General features: G+C 40.2%; 12 protein-coding genes, 1 tRNA gene and 1 pseudogene. 4 read left to right on the top strand and 10 right to left on the bottom strand.

Features of this window, described 5'->3' with window-relative positions; translation table 11 throughout:
• Positions 1-247: 247 nt before the first annotated feature.
• From trmL to queG, 3 genes are all read right to left on the bottom strand, one after another.
• Positions 248-721, bottom strand: coding sequence for a tRNA (uridine(34)/cytosine(34)/5-carboxymethylaminomethyluridine(34)-2'-O)-methyltransferase TrmL (gene trmL, locus KHA99_RS07710; RefSeq protein ID WP_213116801.1), 474 nt, complete (start codon positions 719-721; stop codon positions 248-250).
• Between the two features lie 59 nt (positions 722-780).
• A complete protein-coding gene (locus tag KHA99_RS07715; protein WP_213116802.1) occupies positions 781-1,674 on the bottom strand; it encodes an amidase domain-containing protein in 894 nt (297 codons plus the stop codon).
• Between the two features lie 294 nt (positions 1,675-1,968).
• Positions 1,969-3,099, bottom strand: coding sequence for a tRNA epoxyqueuosine(34) reductase QueG (gene queG, locus KHA99_RS07720; RefSeq protein ID WP_213116803.1), 1,131 nt, complete (start codon positions 3,097-3,099; stop codon positions 1,969-1,971).
• Positions 3,100-3,208: 109 nt separating this feature from the next.
• Between queG and KHA99_RS07725 the strand changes: the two genes are divergently transcribed.
• Entirely contained in the window at positions 3,209-3,880 is a 672-nt protein-coding gene (locus KHA99_RS07725; RefSeq protein WP_213116804.1) for a B3/B4 domain-containing protein, read from the top strand.
• Between the two features lie 66 nt (positions 3,881-3,946).
• Here KHA99_RS07725 and KHA99_RS07730 read toward each other — a convergent pair.
• Positions 3,947-4,020, bottom strand: a tRNA-Gly gene (locus tag KHA99_RS07730).
• Between the two features lie 261 nt (positions 4,021-4,281).
• Between KHA99_RS07730 and KHA99_RS07735 the strand changes: the two genes are divergently transcribed.
• A complete protein-coding gene (locus KHA99_RS07735) occupies positions 4,282-5,244 on the top strand; it encodes an NAD(P)H-dependent glycerol-3-phosphate dehydrogenase (RefSeq protein ID WP_213116805.1) in 963 nt (320 codons plus the stop codon).
• Between the two features lie 138 nt (positions 5,245-5,382).
• On the opposite strand, the gene KHA99_RS07740 is transcribed toward KHA99_RS07735, so the two are convergent.
• From KHA99_RS07740 to KHA99_RS07760, 5 genes and pseudogenes are all read right to left on the bottom strand, one after another.
• Positions 5,383-6,309, bottom strand: coding sequence for an alpha/beta hydrolase (locus KHA99_RS07740; RefSeq protein WP_213116936.1), 927 nt, complete (start codon positions 6,307-6,309; stop codon positions 5,383-5,385).
• A 499-nt stretch (positions 6,310-6,808) separates the two neighbouring features.
• Positions 6,809-8,530: pseudogene (locus KHA99_RS07745) on the bottom strand (FAD-binding dehydrogenase); the annotation flags it as partial.
• Positions 8,531-8,602: 72 nt separating this feature from the next.
• On the bottom strand, positions 8,603-8,821 hold the full coding sequence (locus KHA99_RS07750; RefSeq protein WP_213116807.1) for a hypothetical protein: 219 nt from the start codon (positions 8,819-8,821) through the stop codon (positions 8,603-8,605).
• 206 nt (positions 8,822-9,027) lie between these two features.
• The gene (locus KHA99_RS07755) at positions 9,028-9,408 is read right to left on the bottom strand and encodes a PaaI family thioesterase (RefSeq protein WP_213116808.1); all 381 of its coding nucleotides are present in this window, start codon (positions 9,406-9,408) and stop codon (positions 9,028-9,030) included.
• Positions 9,409-9,552: 144 nt separating this feature from the next.
• Positions 9,553-9,930 carry a RidA family protein gene (locus KHA99_RS07760; RefSeq protein WP_213116809.1) on the bottom strand — a complete coding sequence of 126 codons (378 nt, stop codon included), beginning with the start codon at positions 9,928-9,930 and terminating at the stop codon, positions 9,553-9,555.
• A 313-nt stretch (positions 9,931-10,243) separates the two neighbouring features.
• On the opposite strand from KHA99_RS07760, the gene KHA99_RS07765 reads away from it, so the two are divergent.
• Positions 10,244-11,194: an EamA family transporter gene (locus tag KHA99_RS07765; protein ID WP_213116810.1), complete on the top strand. Its 951-nt coding sequence runs from the start codon at positions 10,244-10,246 to the stop codon at positions 11,192-11,194.
• A 90-nt stretch (positions 11,195-11,284) separates the two neighbouring features.
• On the opposite strand, the gene KHA99_RS07770 is transcribed toward KHA99_RS07765, so the two are convergent.
• Complete coding sequence (locus tag KHA99_RS07770; protein ID WP_213116811.1) at positions 11,285-11,617, bottom strand: DinB family protein; 333 nt, start codon at positions 11,615-11,617, stop codon at positions 11,285-11,287.
• Between the two features lie 253 nt (positions 11,618-11,870).
• Here KHA99_RS07770 and KHA99_RS07775 point away from each other — a divergent pair, with 253 nt between their 5' ends.
• Positions 11,871-11,993: a YjcZ family sporulation protein gene (locus KHA99_RS07775; RefSeq protein WP_213116812.1), complete on the top strand. Its 123-nt coding sequence runs from the start codon at positions 11,871-11,873 to the stop codon at positions 11,991-11,993.
• The last annotated feature ends 10 nt before the right edge of the window (positions 11,994-12,003 follow it).

Consider the following 12,003-nt stretch of genomic DNA (forward strand, 5'->3'; position numbering starts at 1 on the left):
AACCAAGACGTATTACTCTTTTTCTTTTTCTTTTTTCACCAACTTGCCCTTTTCATTTTTGGAAGTTAGGCTATAATAATTATATGTGTATAAAATGAAAACTTGATTAAAGAAGGGGGATATACATAATGGGTACTTTTCTAATCATTTTAGTTATGATCGCATTTTTATCAGCTATTTTCACTGCAGGATTCAACGACAAACCAGGTTCGAATAAATAAAAAAAGACTGCTCCGGCAGTCTTTTTTTATTTAAGGTTTGGATAGTTTTGCTGGCGCAGTGCTTCATAAATGAGGATCGCTGCGGTATTGGACAGGTTTAATGAACGAACCTTGTCATTCATCGGAATCCTTAAAGCTGCGTCCTTATTTTTTTCAATGACCGCTTTTGGGAGACCGGTTGTTTCGCGACCGAAAATAAAATAATAATCTTTAGTGGTGTCGCTGTAGTCAAAGGTTGTATGCGGCTTCGTTCCGAATTTCGTTACATAATAAAATTCGCCGCCTGCATTTTTTTCATAAAATTCATCTAAAGAATCGTAGTAAACCATGTTAACGAATTCCCAATAGTCTAGCCCCGCTCTTTTCAGCATTTTGTCTTCTAAAGAAAAACCTAATGGCCCGATTAAGTGTAAGTTAGTATTGGTGGCAGCACAGCTGCGCGCAATATTCCCGGTGTTGGATGGGTTTTCTGGCTGGTATAGGACAACGTGCACTGACATGAATTTCACCTCTTAAAAAACTCTAAAAGCTATTATACCACTTTTTCAAGAATGGGGCCTTAGCCGTCTATTATGGAATAAAACCTATACTTAATATTTGGCGTATAGGCGGAGGAATCTTCATATGCCCAGTACCGCTGCCGGCTGTTGTACGTATGGGCATTGACGAGCGGCATCCCGTATGCATCCCTGCCCGTTACGATCGTATTATGATTAAACCTGCCGTCCCCTTCAAAATCATAACAAATGATATCTCCCAATGTTAGCTGGTCGGGGCTTGATACCACTTGTGCTCTTAACCCAAGCTTGGATTGCGCAAAATACATTTTGAGCGAGTGGGCCACTGCCCAGCTGTAGCTCCAATTATGGCTTCGCAGCCACCAGCCTGTGCCGCGGTTTGGATAGCCCCGCATTGGAGCTTCCCCGGCATGAAGGCATTGCGAGATAAAGTTGGTACAGTCGTTTTCAAATTTTTTATAGGCGGGATTGTAGCTGTTCCACCAGCGCTCCGCGTATTGGACAGCTTGGAGTCGGTTGTATTGGTAGCGGATTCGTTCTTCATTGGGTTCTGGGGGCACTACTTCGGATGGGGGCTGGTTTTCGGATTGATACTCCTGATATAATGGCGGGTGGATTTCTTCATCCATAATTAAAGCCCCGTGATAAAACTTTGCCATTCTTTCTTCGGTCTCTTCCTCAAGATATAAACTTCCTTTTTGTTTGATTAAATATTGATAATGGGCAAGGTATTTCACCTGCTGGAAATCGTCTTCATCGGTGGTGGTAAGAATTTTCCCGGACGCTTTCACCTTGACGATTTCTGCTGACCTTTTCGAGAGAGTATCCCGTTTCTGCACGGCTTTTGAAAAAAAGTCTTTGGCATTTCGCTGGTTTGGATTAGCAACGAATTGCTGGACCCTGAAATCAAAAAGCTTCTGAAGGGCATCACGCATTTGGCTTTTCACTCCTTTCACTTTCATACATATGAAAGGAAGCGGGATAAAATCAAGAGTTTGACAATTTTCGTTAGGGGTATTTAATTAATGGGGTAAATTTCCCTAATTGCGGGAACGATTTTGACGGGTCCACCTCTTATTTTGATGAAACGGGAAAAATAACAGGCCCTATTTTGACCAGGACACCTCAAATTTCATGAGGACGGTTAAAATAAAGGCGCTATTTTAACCAGTTCAGTCTACTTTACGAGGAAATGGTAAAAAGAGCAGAACCATTTATCTGCTCTTCCTTCATTTAATAAAATTCAACCCTTTTTCAATCTCATTCCGCACTTCGATATCTGCTTCATGGTCCAACGCTTTTACTAATGCTGCCTCTGCAGAGTCCCCTCCAATTTTGCCAAGCGCCCAGGCCGCTGTCCCTCTCGCAACGGGACTTGCCTCGTTTTCCAGAACTTCAATTAAATCATCAACTGCCGTCTCATCCTTAAAATGGGCCAGCGCAATCATGGCGTTCCGCTGAATCGGCTTCTTCCCTCTCCAGGATCCTGCCAAATAGCCAAAGCGATTTTTAAATTCGCGATTACTTAATTTTAAAATAGGCTTCAACAGCGGTTTTACAGCCCCTGGGTCCGGCTCCATTTCAGCATGAAAATGAAAGTTCTTTCCCTTGTTATGCGGGCACGCGGTCTGGCAGGAATCGCAGCCATAGATACGATTGCCGATTTTCTCGCGGAACTCGTCAGGAATAAATCCCTTCGTCTGGGTTAAAAAAGAAACACAACGCTGCGCGTTAATCTGTCCGCCTTGAATCAATGCTCCCGTCGGACAAGCCTCAAGGCATTTCGTGCAGGAGCCGCATTGGTCTTCGACTAAAGAATCCGGTTCAAATGGAATACTCGTAATCATTTCTCCTAAATAAACATACGAACCGAACTCCGGGGTAATAATGGCACAATTTTTTCCGCTCCAGCCAATTCCCGCCCGCTCGGCGACAGCCCGGTCCGAGAGCTCGCCTGTATCGACCATCGATTTCAGCTGCGCTTCTGGAACCTTCATTAAAATAAACTCCTCAAGCTTCTGCAGACGGTCTTTAATAATATGATGATAATCTTGGCCCCACGAAGCGCGGGCATAAATCCCCCGCCTTTCCCCCTTTTTGCTCTCCACACGGTATGTCATTTTTGAAGGGTATGCTAACGCGATCGAAATAATCGACTGAGCACCATTCATTATTAATGCAGGAGTGGTCCGTTTTTCAATATCCGGCTCTTCAAATCCTGATTGATATCCCAGTTCCTGCTGGCGGATTAAACGGTTTTTCAATTCCGTAAATGGGTCAGCAGTCGTGAAACCAATTTTATCGATACCGATTTCTTTGCTGTAAGCTATGATTTCTTGTTTTAATGTCTGAATGTCCATTTATTTGTACCTCCCTTCGTCCCTGTATTTATCTATTTGAAGTAATAAAATTATTATCAGCCATCTATCTATGATAAACTATTTTAAGGAAATTTTGGAGGTGGAAACGTTGGAAATTCAGGTTTCAACAGAGTTAACAGAACTGATACCCAATTTTAAAGTCGGGGTAATCGAATATAGCAATATAACAGTGGGCGAGTCGCCGCAGATGCTAAAAGGGCGGCTTCAGCTTTTTCAAGAATCAATTTTCTTTGACCTGGAAGAAAAAAGTGTCACCGACCTTCCCGGAATCCAGGAATGGCGGAATGTTTTTAAGAAGACTGGGAAGGATCCGAACCGGTATCGCCATTCGGCCGAAGCTTTGTTCAGAAGAGTAAAAAAGCAAAATTACTTTGCCTCCGGGCAGAGTGCGGTTGACTTATATAATTTTTTCTCGTTGCAATATCAGGTGCCGATTGGCCTTTATGATAGGGATTTATTGGAGGAACCAGTGGAAATCCGTATTGGAAGAGCGGGCGAGTATTATATAGGATTAAACGGCAGAAGCAATTCTCTCGAGCGACTTATTTTAACATCTGATGCAAACGGACCGTTTGGAAGTCCATTTGTCGATTCTGAAAGATCTGCCGTCACCACCGCAACTAAAAATGCTTTGCAAATCATTTACCTAAGACCATCAACTGATTTGGAAAACGCCAAAAAGCTAACAGAATCATTAATGAACATGTTTGTTCAAATACATGGCGGGGAAGCTTCCTATCGGATTCTCGGGAATTCCTAAGGAAAAATAATAAAACGCAGCGCAACGTTCTTTGCGAAACGGTACACTGCGTTGGTTACTATGTAATGGAGCGGGTGATGAGAATCGAACTCACAACAACAGCTTGGAAGGCTGTGGTTTTACCACTAAACTACACCCGCATATTAAAAAGTGTGAAATATTTTTGAACAAATCCGACCTTTATAATATTACATATTTCACAAACTATCGTCAAGAGAAAAACACGAATTTTGTCGAATTTTTTTCAAAGATGATGAAAAGAGACTCTGCAAAGCCAGAGATAAGCGATTCAAATCTTGCCTTCGCATGGGCTTTGAGATGATGGAGAGTAAAGATTCAAGAGATGGAAGGGCAATTTTAAAAGAGTAAATGATGAATTTTAAAAAAATGAGGGTGAAATATTGAATATTTCAGTTTTAGGTTGTGGGCGTTGGGGAACCTTTTTAGCTTGGTATGCTAATAAAGTTGGGCACAATGTTATGTTATGGGGGAGAGAAAGCTCCAGGAATTTTATTGGATTAAAAGAGACTCGAAAAAATGACTATCTATCTTTACCAGAGGATGTAGCACTAACTAATTCATTAGAAAAAGCTATATCATCTGCAGAAATAATAATTATTTCCATTTGTGCGCAAGAATTACGTTCATTTGCAAATCAATTAAGTACATTAAATACAATACAAGGTAAAACCTTTATTTTGTGTATGAAGGGGTTAGAAGCTAGTAGTGGAAAAAGACTTTCCCAAGTATTTGGAGAAGAGGTTGGAAAAAATGTAAATACTGCAGTATGGGTTGGACCTGGGCACGTACAAGATTTCGTGAGTAATATACCAAACTGTATGGTTATCGGTTCTGACAATATTGAAGTAACCAAAAAAATTGTCCAAGAGTTAAATAGTGATTTAATTAGGTTCTACTATGGGCAAGACCTTATTGGGAATGAGATTGGTGCTGCAGCAAAAAATGTAATGGGTATAGCAGCAGGAATGTTGGATGGGTTAAATTATAGCAGTTTAAAAGGTTCACTTATGGCAAGGGGAACAAGGGAAATCTCTCGGCTAGTTAGAGCAATGGGAGGAAATGATGTAACTGTATATGGATTAAGTCATCTGGGAGATTTTGAAGCAACGTTATTCTCTGAACATAGTCACAATAGAAAATTCGGTCAGTTATTAGTAGAAGGAAAAGAATTTGGAAGATTAGCAGAAGGTGTTGCAACTGTAAGGGCATTGATGGAATTATCCAAGCAGTATGACGTTCAACTCCCAATTTGTAATGCGTTATTTGAGATCATATTTGAGAATAAAAATGCAGAAGAAACATTAAAAGATTTATTTTTAAGACCTGTAAAATTTGAGTTTTAGTGGATGGGAAATGGCTCAGTATAGTTGAACTGAGCCATTTCTTTTAGTACAAAACACGGTACAAATTGGTTTGCATATTCGGCTGTTTTTTCGGGTTTTGCGATAGGGAACGGGACCAGTTACTAAATTATGGACTTATCAAATAAGTTTATGAATCCAGTTCACAACATCCGCGTGAACTTCGTCCCTATTGGTCTCATTCAATAGTTCATGGCGGGCATCTTCATATAATTTATAGCTTACATCAGCCAGCCCGGCCTGTTTATAGGCATTATAAGTTTTGATGACACCTTTTGAATTCGCGCCAACCGGGTCCTTACTTCCGGAAATAATGAAAATAGGCAGCGTGGATGGAACGGACCTTATGTTTTCAGGTTTATTGATGGTTTCCAGGCCGAGAAGCAGATCATGGAAAAAGCCACTTGAAAAAACACCGCCGCAATACGGGTCGGCCAAATATAAATCAACCTCTTGTTCATCCCTGCTTAACCAATCAAACTCTGTCCTGACTGGACGAAACGCTTTATTATAGCTTCCGAAGGTTAAATTATTCATCAAAGGACTCGGTGCCCTGCTTCCTTTCGTTTTTTTCTCCCTAGAAGCAACCATTTTGCCGATTTTCCCAAGAAGACCTGGGTCGTCGCCTGTGCCGGAAAGAATCACCCCAGCTAGCCTGTCTCCAAATAATTGAATATAGCGTCTTGATAGAAAAGAACCCATACTATGCCCGAATAAAAAAACCGGCACATCTGGATTTTCTTTTTCGATGATGGTTGTCAGTGTTTGCATATCTTGGACTACTTTTTCAAATCCTTGCTCTTCGGCAAAATATCCGATACTGTTTGTCTGATTACCGGTTCTACCGTGGCCGCGGTGATCGTTTCCGTAGACAAATATATTGTGGAAAACCAATTCCCTTGCAAACCTATCGTAACGCATTATATGCTCGGCCATACCATGTGAAAGCTGTACAATGGCACGAGGCTTTTCCTCGCTCCCCTTCACCCACTTGCTAGCATAGATTTCCACGCCATCAGTTGTTTGAAAAGAAAAATCTGTCTGCATAGCCACCGCAATCACTCCCATTAATACAATTTTTATAAAAAAAGACTCACGCAATTACAGCTATAGCAATTGTGTGAGTCTCCAATTCTCCGTCACTTTCATTAACTTAATAAGAATATATAGGTGGACTTAAAATTTGTCAACGCTTACTTTTATTTAACTAGCAATCGTTAGTTCCGTAATATGGACTAATTCCACAGTATATAAAGAGTCTATTTCTTTTATTTCGCAATAACCGGAAGTATACCTGTAGATAATTTCGTAATCTTTTCCCTTGTATCTAACATGCGTATTTTGCTTCAATAGACTCACCTCAATAATATTCATTAATTTAGTTATATAATTTTTTTACTGAAGAAACTATAAGCCATTTATACATATTTTTTTATGCAGCTATTACTTTAGTATTATTTTCTATGAAAAATAATTGAAAATTTCGTTATACATACAAAAAAACGTCTCTACCTTTTCGTAAAGACGTCCCTATCCATCTATTAATCTATGTTAATTCTGCAGCAATGGCCCTTCCCGCAACACGGCCAGTGAACAGACATCCGCCCAAAAAGGTCCCTTCGAGAGCACGATAGCCGTGGATACCACCGCCGCCAAATCCTGATACCTCACCGGCAGCGTAAAGACCTGGAACAGGATTGCCCGATTCATTCAAAATCCTTCCTGACAAATCCGTTTGCAACCCGCCCAGTGTTTTCCGGCTGACGATATTCAGCCTGACGGCAATCAGCGGGCCGTTTTTCGGGTCGAGGATTTTATGCGGCGGAGCAACCCGGATTAGCTTATCTCCGATATATTGACGCGCCCCGCGCATCGCTGTAATCTGCAGGTCTTTCGTAAATTTATTATCGATTTCCCGATCCCGTGCCTGAATCTGGCGTTCGATATCCGCGAGATTCAATAAATTTTCCCCTGTCAGGTTATTCATTCCTTTGACGAGGTCAGCCAAGTTATCCGCAATGACAAAGTCCTCCCCTTTGTCCATAAAGGCTTTTACTGGAGCAGGTGCATCGCCAATTGCTCTGCCTAACACCTTACGAATGCTTTTTCCCGTTAAATCAGGGTTTTGCTCGGAACCGGATAGGGCAAATTCCTTTTTAATGATTTTTTTCGTTAAAATAAACCAGGAGTAATCATAGCCTGTCTTTTTGATGGCTTCAAGGGTGCCCAATGTGTCGAAGCCCGGAAAGTTTGGCGCCTGAAAACGCTGACCACGAGCGTCCAGCCAAATGGAGGAAGGCCCCGGCAGAATCCGAATACCATGCTTGCTCCAAATCGGATTCCAATTCTTGATGCCCTCCGTGTAATGCCACATGCGGTCGCGGTTGACAATTCTGCCGCCAGCTTCCTCGGTAATGGCGAGCATCCGGCCGTCAACATGCGCCGGTACGCCTGAAAGCATTTGTTTAGGAGGCTCGCCAAGACTGCTTGGCCAATTTTTTCGAATCAATTCGTGGTTGCCACCAATACCGCCGCTTGAAATTAATACGGCATGGGCACTGTATTCAAAGCTGCCTGCAACTTCCCTGCTGCTGTCCTCCCCGCGGGCGGCGGAACTAGGGACAAGAACAGAACCACTTACGCCTGTAATAGCACCATTACTTGTTATGAGATTGTCCACCCGATGACGCTGAAGAAACTGAACCAGCCCATTTTTCATGTGCTCACGGACACGACGTTCAAATGGCTCAACAATACCGGGGCCTGTTCCCCAGACAATATGGAAGCGTGGGACCGAGTTTCCATGCCCATCAGCAAGATAGCCGCCGCGTTCGGCCCAGCCTACAACCGGAAAGAAGCGTACACCCATCTCATGCAGCCACGCGCGCTTTTCCCTCGCCGCAAAATCAATGTAAGCTTCCGCCCATTTTCGTCCCCAATAATCTTCGTCTTCCTCTCGGTCAAATCCAGCCGCTCCCAGCCAATCCTGCCAGGCTAGCTCTTTGGAATCCTTAATCCCCATCCGCCGCTGCTCCGGGGAATCTATTAAAAACAGACCACCGAACGACCACCAAGCCTGTCCACCCATAGAAACTTCGGGCTCTTGATCCAAGAGCAGCACTTTTTTCCCGGCATCAGCGATTTCCACCGTTGCTACTAGCCCGGCAAGTCCGGCACCTACCACAATTACGTCAAACTCCATTCCTTTTTCCTCCATCCCCATCCAACACCTGTTTAAATTTTCAGATAATGATACGTTACCATCTTTTTATTATTTTTTTAATCCTCATCGAAAAATTTGTGGAGATGAAAACTTATTAGAGAAATCTTACTGTTAATTTTAATTGACTATCCATTTAGTTAAATATTCCTTATCAACCAACCAGAAAAGGTATTCTAAATTATGGTTAATCGTTTCAAGTTTACCCTGACTCAAATTCTTCGGAAGCCCTGTAAGTTGATAATCTATTACCAATTTCCCACCTTTTTGAGTAACATCATTTACCTGCAGGCCTAAATCAAACCGGGCCTGATAGGTTGCTTCTTGGACAACATCCAAACATCTTCTTCGTTATGTACGTAAAGATAGGCCGTACGGTAGATTCTTTCATAATGTTGTTGTACTAACTTTTCAAAGGTGCTTTTATTGCAATTAAAATCCTAAATTCAAAATGAATAAAAAGGGTGCCTTCTTTAAAGAAAGCACCCGATTAAAACAACCAAAATGGATTCATAAATAAAAGCCCTCTTGGGCTTCTTGTGGGCTTATTTTAGGTTTGTGCGAAATAGGATTGCTTTAGATTTTGCTACAATATCTTGTTTATCGTTATAAATCGAACACTCCGTATGTATTAAAGTTTTGCCTTGTTTTTCAATTTTGGCATTTGCCATCAAGTATGTACCAGTGGCGGGTTTCAAAAAAGAAACATTTAAATCAACGGTTACAGCTTGTTGTATACCGTCTTCAGTTGCTGGTAACAAGTTTGATACGGCTACATCAGCCAATGAAGAAATAATGCCACCATGTATAACACCTGCACTATTAATGAATAGATCCTGAACTGGCAACATGATTTGCAAATTATTATCATCAATCTTTTTGTATTTCAAACCTAAAAATTCATCAAATGGCTGTCTTATAAACATCTGATACACCTCTTATATGTTAATTTTACGCTATATTACATATTCTTTTATGTTCTTAAACAATCCTGCCTCGTGTGTTCAATAAGAAAAAGGAAAGGTTTATGGGGCTCTAGCTATTTTGATAGAGCCCTTTTTACCTGAATTTTATCTTCTAGCTATCATCTCGATTTCAACCTGTGCACCAAGAGGTAAGGATGCCACACCTATAGTTGTACGAGCAGGATATGGCTCAGAAAATTGTTTAGAATAAACCTCATTCATTGCTGAGAAATTATTCATATCAGTTAAGAATACATTCACTTTTTTAACATGATCAGGAGTTAAACCTGCTGCTTCCAATACATTGAATAGATTCTTAAAACATTGCTTTGTCTGTTCAGCAATATCACCTTCTACAAGCTTTCTAGTCTTTGAGTCTACTGGGGTTTGCCCAGATAGAAAGATTAAATCTCCCGCTTCAATTGCATGTGAGTAAGGACCAACAGCAACAGCTCCAGATGCACTAAAAGCCTTTCTTGGCATATCAAACTCCTCCTTTAAATATAAAGAAAAAAATAGGTATATGACGAAATTGTAAGGTATATGGAAGATATAAGCAATACAACCAGCCTTCCAAGCAATGTTTGCACAAGCCCATTTGGAATTATAAAAAAGTGTTAACCTCATCCTTTTTAAACAATAGTTTCCAGATTAAACAAACGTTTGTAAACTACTTAATTATATACTATACTTTTAAAAAGTAATCTTATAGATTTGTAAAAAATAGTCGCTCTTTGCTTTATAATAGTAGTTTTGACTTTTTAAAAAGATAAAAAAATATTGGAGGAGGTAGAATATGAAGAAGTATCTGTATCCTCTCTTGGTTATTATGGCCGCGAGTAGTTATGGTGTAGTTTCAACGATTATAAAACTGGCAATGAATAGCGGTTTTTCAGCATCGGAAGCTGTTACAAGTCAATTCTTTATTGGTTTTTGCATTGCTATGAGTATTTATTTCATGACAAGCAGAACAAAAATAAGCTTTAAAGGAGTTAAAATGCTTATCTTTGCAGGCATTTTAACTGGATTGACAAATATTGTATATGGACATTCACTGAACTATTTACCAGCTTCTTTGGCAGTTGTTCTCCTATTTCAATTTACATGGATCGGTATGCTGATTTCCTGTATAACAAAGCGTCAGCTGCCCACTCGAATTGAATTTATTTCTTTACTTTTATTGGTTTTGGGAACCATTCCGGCAGCCGGTTTGATTGATGTTGATTTAACAAAAATACCTTTGCAAGGGTGGATTTGGGGGTTAGCGGCAGCCTTTTGTTATTCACTATTTTTATTTGTAAACGGTCGGGCAACCGCAAGTATGAATACTTCAGGCCGTTTAGTGTTTGTTTCTTTCTTTGCTTTTATGATGTCTGCTGCATTTCAATCTCCAGAGATTATTTGGAATGGTACTTTGTTTAACGAAGGACTTTGGATTTATGGTTCGGCATTAGGGTTATTTGGCATGATTATTCCGGTGTTTTTATTTACTATTGCCGTTCCTAAAGTTGGATTAGGCATGACATCCATTTTGAGTGCTATTGAATTGCCAATCGCGGTGATGGTGTCCGTGATATTACTAAGTGAAACTGTCACTACGATACAGATAGCGGGGATCGTAGTCATCCTTATTGGTATAAGTTTACCAACAATGTTAAATGGGAAATTATTGAAAAACAAAGTCACAAAACAAAAAGCAAAAAATAAATCTTACATGCTTCGTGACTTAAAAAAACACATTAGTTAAGGATATTAACTCAACTTTCGCACCAATAAAGCAGGTGGAAATGAATCAAGGACCTCGGATTTGGTCCTTGATAACTTTGCCCTCGGTACTTCAATAAGAATGAGCAGATTTTAACTCTTTTCCAATAAAATTAGCAGATATAGGTTGTAGTTCTAAAAATTCAGCAATTTCATTTCGTAATTGATCTGAAAGTGATTTAACCTTTGCAAGTGAATGATAATCTTCAAACTGAAAAACTACATCTTCCTTTCCCTGAATACCACGAAGCCAACTATATTCCACATCAGCAATATGAAAAAGGGTTTTTAAAATACTTCCTACACCACCTCTGCGTTCTATTAATAACTCTTCAGTAGCTAATTGATTGCACCAGTCAAACCATTCATCCCTTACTTTCCAGTTATACTCAAAAAATTTTATCAATGAAAACACTCCCATATTTAACTTTGTTTTAATGATAAAAATTAGCGTTCTATCCCTAAATTCCTCTTTTGATTCATTTAAAACATACTGCCAAAACACGGATAACCAAGCAATCAACTTTTGGATATTTTAGATCAGCTAAAACATTCTTCCCTTTTCTTAATAACAATCTCAAAAAAATGGATGAAAGCCTTTCCCGCTTTTTTACTTTCAACATACTTTATTACTACCGAAAAGTAAGGGAGGGATTTGGATGACAGATGGTGCAGGATACGGCGCTGGGTTTGCGCTGATTGTTGTATTGTTTATCCTTTTAATTATCGTCGGTGCTTCTTTTGTCGGCGGATACGGTGGCTATGGCGGCTTTTATTACTAAGTCCGTTTAT

It is taken from the genome of Neobacillus rhizophilus, from assembly GCF_018343535.1.
GTDB lineage: Bacteria > Bacillota > Bacilli > Bacillales > Cytobacillaceae > Neobacillus > Neobacillus rhizophilus.